20 protein-coding genes, 2 pseudogenes and 1 riboswitch are annotated in these 15,534 nt (G+C 56.9%); of the genes and pseudogenes, 9 read left to right on the top strand and 13 right to left on the bottom strand.

What is annotated here, in order from left to right; translation table 11 throughout:
- Window positions 1-70: 70 nt before the first annotated feature.
- From H9L05_RS26755 to H9L05_RS23190, 3 genes and pseudogenes are all read left to right on the top strand, one after another.
- Window positions 71-328, top strand: a pseudogene (locus H9L05_RS26755) (putative sulfate/molybdate transporter); the annotation flags it as partial.
- 94 nt (window positions 329-422) lie between these two features.
- Entirely contained in the window at window positions 423-827 is a 405-nt protein-coding gene (locus H9L05_RS23195) for a putative sulfate/molybdate transporter (RefSeq protein WP_223284754.1), read from the top strand.
- A gap of 64 nt (window positions 828-891) precedes the next feature.
- Complete coding sequence (locus H9L05_RS23190) at window positions 892-1,152, top strand: hypothetical protein (protein ID WP_223284753.1); 261 nt, start codon at window positions 892-894, stop codon at window positions 1,150-1,152.
- A 42-nt stretch (window positions 1,153-1,194) separates the two neighbouring features.
- On the opposite strand, the gene H9L05_RS05870 is transcribed toward H9L05_RS23190, so the two are convergent.
- The 3 genes from H9L05_RS05870 to moaA all read right to left on the bottom strand — a co-directional run bounded on the left by H9L05_RS05870 (window position 1,195) and on the right by moaA (window position 3,908).
- A complete protein-coding gene (locus H9L05_RS05870) occupies window positions 1,195-2,001 on the bottom strand; it encodes an alpha/beta hydrolase (protein ID WP_187733398.1) in 807 nt (268 codons plus the stop codon).
- Window positions 2,002-2,432: 431 nt separating this feature from the next.
- Window positions 2,433-2,618: a hypothetical protein gene (locus H9L05_RS05865; RefSeq protein WP_187733397.1), complete on the bottom strand. Its 186-nt coding sequence runs from the start codon at window positions 2,616-2,618 to the stop codon at window positions 2,433-2,435.
- 282 nt (window positions 2,619-2,900) lie between these two features.
- Window positions 2,901-3,908, bottom strand: a complete 1,008-nt coding sequence (moaA, locus tag H9L05_RS05860; protein WP_187733396.1) for a GTP 3',8-cyclase MoaA — start codon at window positions 3,906-3,908, stop codon at window positions 2,901-2,903.
- A gap of 138 nt (window positions 3,909-4,046) precedes the next feature.
- On the opposite strand from moaA, the gene H9L05_RS05855 reads away from it, so the two are divergent.
- Together H9L05_RS05855 and H9L05_RS05850 are read left to right on the top strand one after the other, a co-directional pair.
- A complete protein-coding gene (locus H9L05_RS05855) occupies window positions 4,047-4,289 on the top strand; it encodes a MoaD/ThiS family protein (protein ID WP_187733395.1) in 243 nt (80 codons plus the stop codon).
- A 52-nt stretch (window positions 4,290-4,341) separates the two neighbouring features.
- On the top strand, window positions 4,342-4,758 hold the full coding sequence (locus tag H9L05_RS05850) for a molybdenum cofactor biosynthesis protein MoaE (RefSeq protein WP_187733394.1): 417 nt from the start codon (window positions 4,342-4,344) through the stop codon (window positions 4,756-4,758).
- Window positions 4,759-5,023: 265 nt separating this feature from the next.
- Here the strand turns inward: H9L05_RS05850 and H9L05_RS05845 are convergent, their stop codons facing one another.
- Window positions 5,024-6,118, bottom strand: coding sequence for an NTP transferase domain-containing protein (locus H9L05_RS05845; RefSeq protein ID WP_223284752.1), 1,095 nt, complete (start codon window positions 6,116-6,118; stop codon window positions 5,024-5,026).
- A 93-nt stretch (window positions 6,119-6,211) separates the two neighbouring features.
- Window positions 6,212-6,703, bottom strand: coding sequence for a cyclic pyranopterin monophosphate synthase MoaC (moaC, locus tag H9L05_RS05840; protein WP_187733393.1), 492 nt, complete (start codon window positions 6,701-6,703; stop codon window positions 6,212-6,214).
- Between the two features lie 266 nt (window positions 6,704-6,969).
- Here moaC and H9L05_RS24850 point away from each other — a divergent pair, with 266 nt between their 5' ends.
- The 3 genes and pseudogenes from H9L05_RS24850 to H9L05_RS26750 all read left to right on the top strand — a co-directional run.
- Window positions 6,970-7,248, top strand: coding sequence for a hypothetical protein (locus H9L05_RS24850; protein WP_262892635.1), 279 nt, complete (start codon window positions 6,970-6,972; stop codon window positions 7,246-7,248).
- Window positions 7,245-7,961 carry a molybdopterin molybdotransferase MoeA gene (locus tag H9L05_RS23180; RefSeq protein WP_262892634.1) on the top strand — a complete coding sequence of 239 codons (717 nt, stop codon included), beginning with the start codon at window positions 7,245-7,247 and terminating at the stop codon, window positions 7,959-7,961. The genes H9L05_RS24850 and H9L05_RS23180 overlap by 4 nt, the downstream gene beginning before the upstream one ends.
- A gap of 55 nt (window positions 7,962-8,016) precedes the next feature.
- Window positions 8,017-8,184: pseudogene (locus H9L05_RS26750) on the top strand (hypothetical protein); the annotation flags it as partial.
- Window positions 8,185-8,362: 178 nt separating this feature from the next.
- Here H9L05_RS26750 and H9L05_RS05830 read toward each other — a convergent pair.
- From H9L05_RS05830 to H9L05_RS05795, 8 genes are all read right to left on the bottom strand, one after another.
- Entirely contained in the window at window positions 8,363-9,382 is a 1,020-nt protein-coding gene (locus H9L05_RS05830; protein ID WP_187733392.1) for an LLM class flavin-dependent oxidoreductase, read from the bottom strand.
- Window positions 9,379-10,362 (bottom strand): ATP-grasp domain-containing protein, encoded by a 984-nt coding sequence (locus H9L05_RS05825; RefSeq protein ID WP_187733391.1) that lies wholly within the window; start codon window positions 10,360-10,362, stop codon window positions 9,379-9,381. Before H9L05_RS05825 ends, H9L05_RS05830 begins: the two co-directional genes overlap by 4 nt.
- A gap of 8 nt (window positions 10,363-10,370) precedes the next feature.
- Complete coding sequence (locus tag H9L05_RS05820) at window positions 10,371-10,562, bottom strand: hypothetical protein (protein ID WP_187733390.1); 192 nt, start codon at window positions 10,560-10,562, stop codon at window positions 10,371-10,373.
- 161 nt (window positions 10,563-10,723) lie between these two features.
- Window positions 10,724-10,815: riboswitch (SAM riboswitch) on the bottom strand.
- A 146-nt stretch (window positions 10,816-10,961) separates the two neighbouring features.
- Window positions 10,962-11,282, bottom strand: a complete 321-nt coding sequence (locus H9L05_RS05815) for a putative signal transducing protein (RefSeq protein WP_187733389.1) — start codon at window positions 11,280-11,282, stop codon at window positions 10,962-10,964.
- A gap of 77 nt (window positions 11,283-11,359) precedes the next feature.
- Window positions 11,360-11,509: an MFS transporter small subunit gene (locus tag H9L05_RS05810; RefSeq protein WP_187734371.1), complete on the bottom strand. Its 150-nt coding sequence runs from the start codon at window positions 11,507-11,509 to the stop codon at window positions 11,360-11,362.
- 39 nt (window positions 11,510-11,548) lie between these two features.
- On the bottom strand, window positions 11,549-12,952 hold the full coding sequence (locus tag H9L05_RS05805) for an L-lactate MFS transporter (RefSeq protein WP_187733388.1): 1,404 nt from the start codon (window positions 12,950-12,952) through the stop codon (window positions 11,549-11,551).
- Window positions 12,953-13,145: 193 nt separating this feature from the next.
- Window positions 13,146-14,438: an N-acetylmuramoyl-L-alanine amidase gene (locus H9L05_RS05800; protein ID WP_187733387.1), complete on the bottom strand. Its 1,293-nt coding sequence runs from the start codon at window positions 14,436-14,438 to the stop codon at window positions 13,146-13,148.
- Entirely contained in the window at window positions 14,438-14,629 is a 192-nt protein-coding gene (locus H9L05_RS05795) for a hypothetical protein (protein ID WP_187733386.1), read from the bottom strand. Before H9L05_RS05795 ends, H9L05_RS05800 begins: the two co-directional genes overlap by 1 nt.
- A gap of 194 nt (window positions 14,630-14,823) precedes the next feature.
- Here H9L05_RS05795 and H9L05_RS05790 point away from each other — a divergent pair, with 194 nt between their 5' ends.
- Window positions 14,824-15,492 (top strand): outer membrane beta-barrel protein, encoded by a 669-nt coding sequence (locus H9L05_RS05790; protein ID WP_187733385.1) that lies wholly within the window; start codon window positions 14,824-14,826, stop codon window positions 15,490-15,492.
- Window positions 15,493-15,534 lie beyond the last annotated feature (42 nt).

Below are 15,534 nucleotides of genomic sequence, written 5' to 3'. Positions count from 1 at the left end.
CCCCCAGTATCGCCCCAACCCCGCGCCATATTCGTTTTGACCGCAATGAGCTGGCGGGGCTTTCGGGGATTTGGGCACCGATCTGCCGCTGCTTATTGGCATCATTGCCGCCTCAAACGTTGATAGCGCCAGTGTGCTGATCATGTTTGGGCTGATGCAGCTTTTTTCGGGATTTTGGTACGGACTGCCCATGCCAGTGCAACCACTGAAGGCGTTTGCGGCCCTCGTTATTGCCCAAAAACTGCCCGGCAACGTCATCTTTGGTGGTGGGCTGGCCATTGGTGTGGTCATGTTCCTGCTGTCGGTATTGGGGCTGATTGATGGGCTGGCCCGACTGGTGCCCAAACCCGTGGTACGCGGTATTCAGTTGGGGTTGGCCTTGCAACTGGCTTCTCTGGCGCTCAAGGAATATGTGCCCGCCGATGGCTTGGGGGCTATTTGTTGGCTGCCGCCGCGTTTGGCGTCACGGTGGCGCTGCTTGGCAACCGTCGCTGGCCGGCGGCCCTGCTGGTCATTGCGCTGGGGGCATTTATGCCTTGGTTTTCAAGCTCGATCTTACATCATCTTACGCCGCGCTGGGCTTCCATTTACCTACCTGGCATACGCCCAACCGTGCCGATGTGCTGACCGGAGCCCTGTTACTGGCCTTGCCTCAGATCCCGCTTTCCCTCGGCAATTCCATTCTGGCCACCAAGCAAGTCCTCACCGACTTCTTCCCCGAGCGCCGCATTACTGTCCGCCAAATCAGCTTCACTTACTCGCTGATGAATCTGGTCAATCCGTTTTTTGGCGGGGTTCCGGTGTGCCACGGCTCCGGGGGCTGGTAGGGCACCATGCGTTTGGGGCACGCTCCGGGGGCTCCGTTATTCTATATGGGGGCTTTTTTTGGTGATGGGCCTGTTTTTCAGCCAGGGCTTCGCCCAAATTGTGCAGATATTCCCGCTGCCTATACTTGGTATTCTGCTCTTGTTTGAATCCCTGACGCTAGCCGCTCTCATCCGCGACCTGACCGGCTCCCGCGCCGATTTGCTGGTGGCCCTGCTGGTAGGTTTGCTGTGTGGCGGGCTACCGTATGGGTATCTGGTAGGACTGGTGATTGGTACGGCGGTGTACTATGCTATGCAGCGCGGTTGGGCTGGCTTGGGCAAGTAATTGGGGCAGCAAACACATGTATTGCGCAGGCAAACCACAGAGTTATACCGTCGGCGCGCTCAGGATACCCCGGATTATCGTCTGGTAGATAAGAGTTTCGGTCATGCCGTTGTGCCCGATTCCGGGGAGCGTAATAAGCCGGTCGGTGGGTTTGAGCAAGGGTTTGAGCTTCAATGACGAGCCATAGTATACTACCTCATCCTGGTCGCCGTGGATGAGCACCACCGGCGCTTTTACCTGCGGCAATAACTCGTGGGTGCGCATGGGGTAGCGCAGCAATACGCCCGGTACCCAGGGGTAAAAGTGCTGAGCCAAGTCTTGAAAGCTGTAGTACGGAGCTTGCAGAATGAGCAGTCTGGGCTGATAATGAGCAGCGAGCCAGGTTGCCAGCCCCGTACCCAGCGAATAGCCCACCACCACAATTTGGTTTTCGTGGTACCGAACTTTGACATGCTCATACGCCACCTCAGCATCGCTAATGAACTGCTTTTCAGTGCTGATTGTGCCCTCACTTTTGCCGTAGCCCCGGTAGTCGAGCATAAACACGTCGTAACCAAGGCGGGTGTAAACCGGCGCTACATCACCCCAACTGGTCAGCGAGCCAGCGTTGCCGTGCAGGTAAAAGATGAGGCCTTTCGGGTCTGGCGTGGTGAAGAGTAAGCCATGCAGGCGCGTCCCATCGGCGGCCGGTATCCAGCGCTCCTCGAAGGGAACAGGGAAGGAAAATCGGTAGCCGGGGGGCAATTTTTGCGGAAAGAACAGCAGACTTTCCTGCTTGTAATAAAGCAGGCAGCACACCGCCGCATATAGCACCAAGGCTACGCCAAATGCAACAAGGAAAAGTTTCATGGCATAGGCTTGCGCCTAGTTGCTGGTGGCCGAGTAGGTAAGCTAATTTACAACTAAGCTATTACACTACGGCAAGCGGCGCAACTAAGTCGGGTGTGGGCTGCATAAGTTAGCCGCAGCTTGGCGTAAGCTTTTATTTACCAGGAAGTAAGCCTTGTAATAGCCGTAAGGCATAACAGCCTGCAAAGCTCTCCTTTAGCTCAACCAAAAACCGTGTTTTACCGTTGAGCTTCTTATGAAGCGCATTCCTCCATTTTATTCTTTAGTGCGTGGCATCGGTGTTAAGGATGTATACCACGATAATGCTGAGTGCCCTATTGCTAAGAGCGTGGAGGAGTTTTACCGGCTGCCGGGCACTGGGAAGAATCGAACGCACTGTACTTTCTGCGCCATTCTTAACGAATCGTTTGATTCAAGAGGGGTAAATATTTCTAGTCCTCTGTCCCCTCATCCAGAAGGGTAATTACCTCGTCCAGAGAGAGTTCGCCGGCTACAAACTGATTTAATAACTGCTGCTCACGCTGTGCAGGTGCCAGCGGTGTGTTTTGCGTAATGGTTAGAGCCCAGGCGACTGCCCGCTCGCGCCCGTCACGCTGCATCAAGTCAGAGGGTTGCAAAGGTTTCATACCTGCAATTTCCAACTCTCTCACCTATTGCGCAAGCTGAGCAGGACTGTATTTTCTTGAAATAATACTTAAATAGTAAAAGCAGCATGTAGCGTCAAATATGTGTTAATACTTACTTAAATGGTGTATTTTTTAAATGAACGCAAAGTGAACGCAAAGTGAACGCAAAGTGAACGCAAAGTGAACGCAAAGTGAACGCAAATTAAAATCTCGTTAAAAGCCTAAATAGCTCTGCTTCAGCATCGCTTAGAAGCAATACCTGAAATCGAAAGCTTAGCCCCCGATTGTCGACATCGACTCGAAATTAAGCTGATGTACGGGACGCTGCCGCTCGGCCTCGAAGCCATCGGCGGCGCGGTGGCGGAAAGCATGGATCAGCGCGGCGCGTACCTCTTCGTCGGGGCCACCGTTGCGCAGCAACGCCCGCACATCGAGTACGCCTTGGTCATAAAGGCATGTTTTGAGCCCGCCTTCCGCCGTAAGGCGAATGCGGTTGCAGGTGCCGCAGAAAGTCCGTGAGTAGGCAGCAATAATGCCTATCTGGCCCATGTGGCCCGGAATAGCGTAGGCCGTAGCCGTAGCGCCAGCCGGCGTAGGCAGCGCGTGCAGACCTGGAAAAGCCCCCCGCAAATGCTCCCGAATGCGAATGTGGTTCCAGGGCAGCGCAATGGCGCCGTGGCTACCGCCGTTGAAGGGCATTTCTTCAATAAAACGCACATCAACGGGCAGTTCGCGGGTAAACTCGGCCAGCGGAATCAGGTCTTCGATGTTCTGCCCATCCATTACCACCGCGTTTATTTTGACCGCAATGTTGGTAGCCAGCAACTTGTATAATGTGTCCAGCACGCGGGGTAGCTCATCGCGGCGGGTAATGCGCAGGAAGCGGGCCTGATCGAGTGTATCGAGGCTTAAATTAACGCTGCGGATGCCCATGCGCACCAGCTCGGGGATGTGCGGAGCGGTGAGTACGCCATTGGTTGTCAGACTGATATCCTGAATGCCCGGAATCCGGCTCAGCCGATCCATAAAAGGCACAAGGTCGCGGCGCACGAAGGGCTCACCACCGGTAAGCCGTACTTTGCGCACGCCTAATCCGGCCAAAATACCGACCACGCGCTCCATTTCTTCGTAGCTCAGCAGATCGCGCTTGGGCATATACTCGATACCTTCGGCGGGCATGCAGTAAAAGCAGCGCAGGTTGCATCTGTCCGTAACGGCCACGCGCACGTATTCGAGCGGACGGCCGTGATTATCGTACAAAACGGAAGGAGCAACAGGCATAGACGAGGTGAAAGGCAGCGGCAATCTATAACGTTCGGCGTCGTAAACCGGACGGTTTCGGAACAAAAATGGTTCGATGTACTTTGCTTTACGCAGCGCCTTCAGATAGGCTCAATTTACGAACTGACATCTCAACAAATGAAACTCAAACTTTCTCTTTTCGGCATCACAAAAGAAATTGTCGGCAGCTCCGAGCTGGAGTTGACCGCACCCGACACGCAATCGGTGGCCGGCCTCATGGAACAGCTCCGCACGCAATATCCAAAGCTGCGTGACCTAACCAGCTGCGCCGTAGCCGTAAACAGCGAGTATGCCGCCGATGATTATCAATTGCACGAGCGCGACGAAATTGCGCTTATTCCGCCCGTCAGCGGCGGCTAAAAAGCCCCCCAGTTAATTATAGGTGCCTATTTCTCCTCGCTAAACTTTGCCAATGCTCATTGAACTCACCGACCAGCCAATTGATGTAGCCGCTACCATTGCTGCCGTAGAAGCCGAAGGCGCGGGAGCTGTCAACGCCTTTATCGGTACGGTTCGCAACCAATCGACTGGCCGGCCGGTGGTGCGCCTGCACTATGAAGCCTACGATGCCATGGCGGTGCACCAAATGCGCCTCGTGGCCGAGCAGGCCCAGGAAAAGTGGCCAATGCTACAAAAAATAGCCGTTGTGCACCGCAAAGGCACGCTTGAAATTGGTCATGTAGCCGTGGTGGTAGCCGTATCTACGCCCCACCGCGCCGAGTCGTTTGCCGCCTGTCAGTTTATCATCGACACCCTGAAAAAAGTGGTGCCGATCTGGAAGAAAGAAGAGTTTGAGGACGGGCAGGTGTGGGTGGCCGCGCATCCGTAGGCCTCACCCCCGGCCCCCTCTCCCAAAAAGAGGGGAGCCAGCCGCTCAGTCTACGCGGCTACGTCGGCTGCCGCCTCCGCAACCGCTACCGCGTTCTTTTCTTGGTTTTACAAAGCAAAAAAGCCCCCCAGAAGATATCTGGGGGGCTTTTTTGATGCTGATTTCAGCGGATGAAACTGGTTGCCGTGCTGGAGGCGCGAGCCGAAAGTGCGGCGTTGAATGACTGACGTCTGGCTCCCCCGCAAACGCTTGAAGCGCGTTACCCCTAGGCGAGGGGGCCGGGGGGTGAGGCCAATTCCCGTTGCGCCGTTTCACGCTCCTCAGGAGTGTTCACATTGCGCAATTCGCGCGCATCGGGTGCCTTCAATACCGCCACGTCGGAGTTGATGAGCGCCTTGCGGGGGCACGAATAGCCCAGACTCAGAAACTGCAGCAGCGTGGTGTAGCTGCCGGGCTCCCAAATGGTAATCAGCGGCTCCGGGAAGTCGTTGTGCGGGCTTTGGTAAGCGGTGGCCATCTTACCCGGCTGGCGGTGCGCTACGAGGTGTTGCAGGGTATCGACGGAGAGGAAAGGTAGGTCGCAGGCTACTACCAGCCAAGCCGCGTTGGGGTCGAACTGGAAAGCGGATAAAATGCCCCCTAAAGGACCTAAATCTAGAAAACGGTCGGGGAGAGGCTGAAGCGAAGCGGGCAAGTCGGCTGCCTGGTCGGGGCGGCAGGATACGTGCACGTCGGTGCACACAGTAGCTAGTAGCTCGGCCACGTACTCGCGCTGCTCCTGGCCGTGGTAGTGCAGGCGTCCTTTGTCGGTTTGCATGCGCTGACTTTGCCCCCCAGCCAGGACCAGGCCGCGCAATGGTGGGGCGCTGGCCTGCCACCATTGTTTTATAAATCCTGCAATGCCTTCCGTGTCCGTTAGATCAAGCACCGTGATTTGGCCAGCGTTAAGCAAATGATTCTTGAGGTACTCAGGTAGCTCCTGCTCGGCGTTCACGCGCAAAATAAGCTGCACATCAGTGAGCTTATCCAGCTTGCGGTCCAGAGGCTTGGCTGGGTCGAGGATGATAATCTGCTGCTTTGCCCGAAAATGATTGCCGTTCACCAGCACCAGATTCTGGTGCGCCAGCCACTCCGGCTGACTAAACCGGTCCATAGCCCGTGGCTGATCCAGGCGGCGAAACTGAATCTTGTCGGTCAGCTCAGCCGTGGCACCGGCTTGTAGTATGGCGCTGGCGCCGGCCGTATCATCGGCGTCGGCGGTGGCGTGGTCGGCATCTACGTAGCCCACGCTCAGCGCCGGCGCCAAGTGCGGCAGCAGGCGGGCCACCAGGTCCTTTATTTTGCCACAGGGCGCACCCAAAATAGCCAGCTCGTGGCGGCCAAACTCACCGATGTTGGGGCGGGCCAGCGCGGCGTGCTTGGTACGGGGTTTGGGGGCAAATCGGTGGAAGTTTTATTCGTCGACATGGTGGAAATCTTTTTTGCCGCCGGTCTTCTCGATCAGGCGGGTTTCGCTGATAACAATGTTGTGCGACAATGCCTTACACATATCATACACCGTAAGCGCCGCCACGGAAGCCCCCATCAGCGCCTCCATTTCTACGCCGGTTTTGCCCGTTACGGTAGCTGTGCATTCGATGATGATGGCATCGGGCGCGGCTACTTCAATGCGCACCTGGCAGTCGTCGAGCCCCAGCGGGTGGCAGAGCGGAATCAGGTCGGCGGTTTTCTTAGCGGCCATTACGCCGGCCAGAATCGCGGTTTGAAACACGGGACCTTTCCTGGTGGGCAAATCACCGGCCTGCACCAGCGCCAGAATTTCGGCGCCCAGCACCACGCGGCTGCGGGCGCGAGCCACGCGGCGGGTAGCAATTTTGCCCCCCACATCAACCATAGACGGCTGGCCAGCGGCGTTGAGGTGAGTAAGCGAATGGGATTCAGACATATTGGTGAGCTTTTCTTACTTATACGTCATGCAGAGCGGCAGCGAAGCATATCGCGTGCTGACGGCTGATTAGTGACCTTGGTAAACACGCGAGATGCTTCGCTTCGCTCTACATGACCGCCTTTTTATTAGCAGGATTGAAAAGTAGAGGAATACATTCCGAAACTATAACAGCTCACGCGGCAAACAGCCAGAATAAACCCAATTTACGATACGCAACCACAAACGTGCTTCGGTGTTTTCCGTCCAACTATTCTCCGTTTTCTATGATTTCTGTCGCCGAAGCCGAACGTCTTGTTCTAACTACCGTCCGCCCGCTGCCTGCCGAAACGGTGCCGCTGCTGGCTGCTACCGGCCGCGTACTGCGTCAGGACCTTACCGCCGACCGCGACTTTCCGCCCTTCAACCGAGTAGCGATGGATGGCATTGCGCTGGTGTTCGAGGCCGTAGCTGGGGGGCAAATTACGTTTCCCATTGAGACTATTCAGTTCGCCGGAGCCCCCCGCAGCCGCTACAGAATCCGCAAGCCGCCGTCGAAATTATGACCGGCGCGGTGTTGCCGCCCGGCACTGATACAGTGGTGCGCTACGAAGACGTGACTTTTCAAGAAGTTGATGGCCAACGCACCGTTACCATTCAAGGCTTGCCTGAACGAGCCGGTCACAACGTGCATGCCCGCGCTGCCGACCGTCACCAGGGCGACTTACTGGTGCCTGCCGGTACCCGCCTCGGCCCGGCCGAAATAGCCGTGGCGGCTACTATTGGTGCGGCCACAGTGTTGGTTACGCGGCTGGCCCGCCTCGCCATCGTCAGCACCGGCGATGAGCTGGTGGACGTGGCGGAGCAGCCGCTGCCCCACCAGATTCGGCGCTCCAATGCTGCCATGCTGCAAGCCGCTGCCCAGGCCGCCGGCGCCACTACCGAAGCGTTTCATTTCATCGACGACCAGGACGTTCTGCGCCAAGGTTTGCCCCAACTGCTCCGCGAATTCGATGCGGTAGTGCTCAGCGGTGGTGTATCCAAAGGGCAAGCCGATTTCCTGCCCGGCGTGCTGCGCGAGCTAGGCGTGGAGCAGATTTTTCACGAAGTAGAGCAGCGGCCGGGTAAGCCGTTTTGGTTCGGGCAGCAGCCAGGCGGCGCGGTAGTATTTGCCTTGCCCGGCAATCCGGTATCCACCTTCGTAAACTACTACCGCTACGTGCAGCCCTGGCTCCGCGCCTGCCAGTCGCCCGAAATGCCCCCGCTCCTGCCGCAGTAGCTGAGCTGGTCACTGATGTCAGCTTTCGTCCGCGCCTCACTCACTTCCTGCCCGTGCGACTAGAGATGGCCCCGACGGCCGCCTGCTGGCTCACCCGCAACGAGCCGGCGGCTCCGGCGACTTAGCCAGCCTGCTTCACTGCGACGGTTTCCTGGAACTACCCGCGGAACAAACCGAATTCCCAGCCGGCCAGGTGTGGCCGCTGCTGCGGTTTCGGAGCTAGAGTATAAAATACTTTTCAAGAAAAAAGGCGGTCATGCAGAGCGACAGCGAAGCATCTGGCGTGCTGATGTGAGGTTAGTATTCTCACTAAACACGCGAGATGCTTCGCTGTCGCTCTGCATGACCGCCTTTTTAAAGTAGTCTTTCAGCTGTGGCTATCGATGCGAGAAAAAAGTCAGCTACGCCAGCACATGAATCACTGATTCCGAGAACCGCTCCATTTCCTCTAGTTGTGGGCTGCATTGCAACAGGAAGAAATCAACGCCCACAGCTTCGTATGCGCCAATGCGGTCCTGAATCTGGGCGGGCGTGCCGGTGAGGCCAGTGCGCAGGCCGCGGTTGGATACTGAGTAATCTTGTAGCGACACTTGCTGCTCCAGCTGCGTGCCGGCCAGCCACTGCTGGTAGTTGCCGTAGCCCGCGGCCGAAGCCTGTACGTTGGTAATACGGTCGAGCTCGCGCTTCACTTCCTGCTCGCTGTCGCGCACGATGCTGTAGCCGGCCACCCCAAACTTCATGGGGGGCAAATTTTTCTGCTCACGACGGCGACGCATGTCGGCAATGCGCTGGCCAATTTGCTCCGGCGAGTCGCCGTGCATCACGTAGCCGTCGCACTGCGAGGAAATAAGATCCTTGGCCGCCTCCGATTCGCCCCCTGCGTACAGGAAGGGCTTCTTGGCAGGCTTAGGCTGCAACACGTTGTCAGTCAGCTGATAATACTTGCCTTCGTAGGAAAAATGGTCCTTTTCCCACACGTTGGTCACCACATCCAGCCACTCTTTGGTGCGGGCGTAGCGGTCGTCGTGCTGCTCGAAGTGCAAGCCGTACTTGGTCGCCTCGTCGCGCCACCACGACGATACCACGTTCAGCGACAAGCGGCCCGGTGCAATCAGATCGATGTTGGCGGCTTGTTTGGCCAGTAAAGCCGGGTTATGAAAAGTAGGCCGCACCGCCACCATTATTTCCAGCTCTCTGGTCGAGGCTGCCAGGGCTGCGGCTGTGCTCCAAGCTTCGAGGGCCGGTGCTTCCTGACCTTTGATATCGTTCAAATACAGCTCAGCAATCAGCGTGAGGCTGTAGCCCCAGTCCTCGCTGCGCTGGGCCAGCTGTTTTACATAGTCCCACGACGTAGGCATTTGCTCATCAGGGACATTGCGGAGCCAACCGCCAAAAATGGGAAGCCAATACCCGAATTTCATATTGTCAGAGCGTTTGCGGTGGTCAATTCGAGTTGCTGCTCCAGGTAGTCCACGAAGCGGGCGTAAGGGTCAAAGCCTACCACGTTCACGGCGTCGGCCACGAAGTTGGATAAGGCATTGATGTCGTAGAACAGTGCCTCGCCGGTGCGGTCATCAATCAGATACTCGATGCCACCCACGTCGATTTTGGCGGAAGCCACTATGCGCTCCACGGCCTCAATTATCTCATCGGGCGGCGTAGTAGCTTCCACCTGAATGCCTTTCTTGGGTGCTTCGGTCAGGCAGAAGTCGCCGGCCGTAGGCTCGTCGGGTATCTGGCAGATTTCGGCTGGGCAAAGGTTAAAGCTCTCGCCCGTCGTGTACACCTTCATGGCGTATAAAAACTTGCCATCCAGGGTTTCCACGCGGGTAATATGCCCCCCACGCGGCGTCACGTACTCCTGCACCAACGCCGTTTGGTCGATGCCCAGATCAATTTGATTCGCGTCCACGGCTGCTTGCAGGCCTTCGGGCGTATCGAAGCGAATAATGCCCGCGCCGCTGCCGCCAATGTTCACCTTCACCACAATAGGAAAGCGCAGCTGCTTAGCCGCATCCACGGCCCGCGAGGCGTGGTTTATCACGAACGACTTCGGGTAGCTCAGCCCCAATGACTCGAACAGGGAGAGTTGGCGCGCCTTATTCGTCTCAATAGCCGTAGCCGCCGAGCCGTTGATGATACGCACGCCCAGTCGCTCCAGGTGAGTAGCGAAGCCGGCGGTGTGAAAAATGCCTTGTCCGTGTCCGCGCAGATAAGCCGAAGAGCTCATCCGATTCACCACCAGGCTATAGCGGCTTTCCTTCTCGGCGGGGTCAAACAGGTGATGGGCAGCGTCAATCTTTTCGTAGGGCAAACCGCGGCGGTCCAGCTCCGCAAATAAGGGCTTAAACCATTCGGGGTGCTCATAATAAATGCCGATAGGCTTCTGTAAATCAGACATGTTAGGTGCTATAGTAAGTAAGTGAAAACATTGGAAATCGGCGCGTTGCCAACGGCAGTAAAAGCTGGGGGCTTTTTTGCTGCATGAAACAGACCGAATAAGTTGGAGCGCCGCAGGGCCGTAGCCAGCAAGGCCTGAATAGCGGTAGCGAGGTGCTCGGCACTGGCGCCTACAAGGCGGAGCCGCGAAAACAGGAGCACCAGCCAGTCGCTAGAAAAGCGTCAGGCTAGGTTGCCGGCAGGAAAGGGAAGAGGGGAAATCAACAACAACCTTGTCCTACCGAGCGCATACAACAGCACGGTTGCGAAGCAACGAGGGACGGGGAGAAGGCGGAGGTGTTGAAAAAGTCCACGGTAACTTGTTTTTATATGGTCAGGACTTGGCACCGTTCCACGGGGAGTGGGGGTTGCCGGCGCTTCGCGGAGCCTGTCTCTCTGCGCCTCTGTATAAAAACAATCCTTTGATGGGAAAGAATTGGTAGTGCAAAGGTACTATCAGGATTTTTAATATCCCAAATCCGAGGTTGTACCCTAGTCGTTGATGAGGTGATTTTTAAAGAAGGGTCGTCGTTCTGGCCTGCAATTCCAGCAGAGCAAATACTACGAAAGCAGCCACGCCCGCAGCCGCGTAAGCAGGCTGCCGGATGAGTCGGAAGTCGCTTGAGTTGTGTCCAAATCGTCATCCTGCACGGCTGTCATCAAGGCGCTGTGCTCGGACAAAATCTGTTGCGCGGCTTCCAGATCCTGCTGGCGCACGTGCAGCCGTACGCCACCCGAAATAGGGCCGTAGGGCCGATTTTCGTTGCTGATAAAGCAGGCAATGCCAGCCGTTTCCAGCTGATTTTTGGCCAGGTGCGCCGAAATAGAATTAGCAAATGACTCCAGCAGCACCACCGTGCCATCAGTTGACTCAATGAACATAGAAAGTAGGATTTGAGCTAAAACACGAGAAGCACCCGATTAGGTGCTTCTCGTGGCAAAAAATATGCGTGGGGGGCTTATTTGAACAAGTCCAGCGCTTTGATAAACGTTTGGGAAACGCCCCACAGAAGCGGCACGCCGACATACAGCCAGGCCAATGCCGTTTGCAGGCCCGATGAAGGCGTAGCGGCGGGTTCGGGAACGGTAGGATTTATGCGATTGTCCATGCGAAGTTTTTTTGATGATGGCCGAAGCCGGTTCGAGCCCTAAGCAGCCACTTTTTTGGCAGCGGCTTCCTTGTAGTGATATTTCTCGTTTACGGCCTTCACCAGCATATTGGCAATCAGGCCAACTACCAGCACTCCGGCCATCACATAAAACACCGTTTGATACGCCTCAGCCCCGGTCAGCCCTTTGTCCTTCTGACTTTGGTGCAAGTAGTTAACAATCAGGGGTCCCAGAATGCCAGCCGTTGACCAAGCAGTGAGCAGGCGCCCGTGAATGGCCCCCACCTGCATAGTGCCAAACAAGTCGCGCAGGTAAGCTGGAATAGTAGCGAAACCACCGCCGTACATGCTCAGAATCACGCAGCACACGATGACAAACAAAGCCAGCGAGTGATTGGCCGCCAGCGTAGGGACCAAAGCGTAGAGCACAATGCCCAACCCAAAGTAAATCATGTAGGTAGGCTTGCGGCCCAGCTTATCCGAGGCCGACGACCAGAAAAAGCGCCCCAGCAGATTGAACAAGCTCAGCAGACCAACAAAGCCTGCCGCCGCCGCCGCCGTTACACCCAGGCCCTCACCCATAGATACATCGGAAAAGGTTTCCTGAATAAGCGGGGAGGCTGTTTCGAGCACCCCGATACCAGCCGTTACATTCGTAACCAGTACCACCCATAGCAGCCAGAACTGCGGGGTTTTGATGGCCGTGTCGGCATCCACGTTGGCCGCCGTAATAAGCGTTGAATGCTGAGTGTTGGGCACATAGCCTTCCGGTTTCCAGCCTTCGGCTGGTACCCGAATTGTGAACACCCCAAACATCATGAAAACCAGGTAAATAGCTCCCATCGTGAGCATGGTAGGCGCTACGCCCATGGGGGCCGAATCTTTGAAATAAGCCATCAGCGCTACGGCCAGGGGCGAGCCGATCATGGCGCCGCCGCCAAAGCCCATAATAGCCATGCCCGTAGCTACGCCCGGCCTGTCGGGAAACCACTTGATTAGCGTACTTACCGGTGAAATGTATCCGATGCCCAGTCCGATGCCGCCCACAAAGCCATAGCCGAAGTACACCAGCCAGATGTTGTGTATGGATACGCCCAGGGCCGAAATAAAGAAGCCGCCGCTAAAGCATAAAGCCGAAGCCAGCATCGCCTTGCGCGGCCCAACTCGCTCCAGCCATTTGCCAAACACCGCCGCCGACAAACCCAGGAGCACGATGGCAATGGAGAAAATGACCGCGAGCTGGCCGGGTGTCCAGTCGCTAGGAGCCGGGGCGTTCACATCTCCACTGATAAGGGCTCCCATTGGCTTTTTGAATACGCTGAAGGCGTAGGCCTGCCCGATGGCAAGATGAATGGCGAGGGCCGCCGGCGGAATAAGCCAGCGGTTGAAGCCCGGCCCGGCAATGGTACGGCTGCGATCCAGCCATGAGGTAGAGGTTGCCATGCAGTAATAAAAGAGTGGTGGGAAATAGGTGAACGGGAGAGAGCTGGGGCAGGGCAGAGGCTGCAGATGCGTCTCTTGCATTGAGAATCAGGAAGGTAGAAGCTTTTGTTTCAGATTATCAACCTAAAAGCTATAAATGTTGCTAAACAACTATAGCTAACAGCCGTAGCCTACTGCTCAGCGGGCTTGCGACTCAGCCAGCCGCGCAAACCGGGCTGCCGACTAGCCCGCAGAAAATTTGCCAGCCCCGGACCATACTTTCGGCCATCTGCTGCTGAAAATCAGGTGAGGTGAGAAGGCGCTCATCCTCAGGGTTTGAAACGAAGGCCGTTTCTACCAAGGCATTCGGGTATTCGGTTGGGCCATTTAGGCCAAAATTGAAGCTGCCCACGTTGCCAAAGCCCGGCAGGCCCGTAGCCAGCATTTCAGTGTACAGCGCTGTTGATAGAGGCCGAAACGCTACGTAGCGGTAGTAGGTGCTGGTGCCCCGTACAGCCTTGTTACCCGAGGAGTTGACGTGAATACTGACCAGCAAATCGGGGTTGGACTGGCGCAGGCGCAGAATTCTGTCGCCGTTGTCTACGCTCACGTCGGCGTCGCGGGTCATCAGCACGCGGGCGCCTTTGCGCTCTAGGGCCCGCTGCAAACGTTGGGCAATAGCTAAAGTGAGGTCTTTTTCGCGGGCGCCGCTGGCCCCTACGGCCCCGGTATTGGGGCCGCCGTGGCCGGCATCCACGGCTACGGTCAGGCCGCGCAGACTCATCTTAGCTGGGGGGCGTTTTACGCGAACGGTCAGCACATTATTCTGGTAACCAATGCCGTAGCCCCAGCTTTGGCGGTGGCGCAAATGCAGCACAAGCCGAAATACGTCGGGCTGCACCTGCTCATAATGCACATCGCCGAGGGCCTGCAAGCCGGCGCGCTGGGTTATCCAGTTGGTGTTGGAGGTAGCCCCGAATACGTCGATGACCAAGCGACTAGGTTCGGTGAGAACTTGGGAGCGGTAGGGCAGGCGCTCGGTGAGGGGCACGCGCACATAGTCGTAGAGCGAATCGCCCTGCACGATCCAGGAGCCAGTAAGCGAGGCGGGCGCAAAGCCGCCGGGGGGCAAAAAACGCACGTTGTTCTCAGGCACCCAGGCGGTCTGGTTTTCGGCCAGCCGCACCCGATACTGGTTGCCAACCTTGCCCGTAATGTGCAGTACCACCAACGAGTCGAGGTAGCCCATCTTGGCCCCGCCCAGGCGGTCCTCACCCAGGCCATAGTTCAGGTAAGCCAAGGGGCCCTTCGTAACGGCCAGCTGGGGGGCATTTTGGTTTAGAAAACGCACTTTGTTCTGGCTGAAAGCCACGGTGAGCATACTGTCGGGAGTGAGCAGCTCAAAGGCGATGGGCCGATCCGGTAGCGTATCGCCGGGCTGCACCACGTAGGTGCCTTGATAAATGCCAAGCTGGCCATTGGTGAGCGTAGGGGGCATTTCGGTCATCAATTTGCCCCCAGAAACGTAGCCGTTGCGCCCGGCTGGCCTTTCAGACGCACTTGCAGCCGGTCGCCGGGCTGTAGCCACTGATCGGCGGCGGGCACGGTTTCGGCAGTTTCGATAAGCGGCGCCTGCGCCAGGGCAGCAGTGACGGGAAGCAGCAGAAACAGCCGCAGCAATAACTTGGAAACGAACATGAAATCAGAATGAGAATGACTTAGCCGGTACAAAACCCGTGCGCAGCATCATGGTGGAGGTTTGCAACCATTTGCCGGCCCACAGGCCTCATCGCCCCAGAGTCAGCTAGGCACCGAAGTGCAATTTGGTACCAGGCAGCTACGGCTCAGCGCCTGCCCGGTTTCTCTTCCTCCTCATTCCCATGTCTGTAATTATGCTTAAGACGCTACCCCTAGCAGTGTTTTTATTGGCCGCAGGCCAGTTTGCCCAGGCGCAGAACCAGACCAAACGCGCCTATGAGGCCGGCATCGAAGTCGTAAACTACAATCCTTCCGGCAACGGCCACCGCTACGCCAATTCTCCTGCAAACAATCCCGCTCAGTGGGTTTCCGGCGTGTTCTTACGCTATACTCCCACGCGGTTTGGGGTGCGGCTGGGGGGCAATTTTAGCCAGGGCACCGTGAAGCCGAACTACGATTATTGCGCCGACTGCCTGACGAGCGATATAACCGACAAGGAGCTGCAAGTAAAGCTGGGCGCTCAGTACGCGCCGCTGAAAAAATACGACTGGCTCTACGTCTTCACTGACCTGTATTACCGGCGCTACACCTCCACCGGCGACCTTACGGGTGGGAGGTGCGGCTGCCTGGATGTTACGGAAACCCGCACCTCCAACGGCCTTGGTCTGAACGCCGGCTTGGGGGCCAAAATCAGGGTGTATAAAAGCTTCTACCTGAGCCCGGAAATCTACTACGACGTGCTGCGCGCCCGCGACGAAACGACGAGCCGGGACAACCTCAACGGCAGTCCAGACTTTACCTATCAGGAAACCACAACCATGCACCGTCCGGCCATGCGGCTACGCGCCACTATTGCTTTCTGACACAAAGCGCAAAGCTAAAAGTCGGCTTGCTGTGGCCGGAAA

It is taken from the genome of Hymenobacter qilianensis, assembly GCF_014489555.1.
GTDB classification, from domain to species: Bacteria; Bacteroidota; Bacteroidia; order Cytophagales; family Hymenobacteraceae; genus Hymenobacter; species Hymenobacter qilianensis.
The sequence above is the reverse complement of the archived record's forward strand: the minus strand, read 5'-3'. Positions and strand labels throughout refer to the sequence as shown.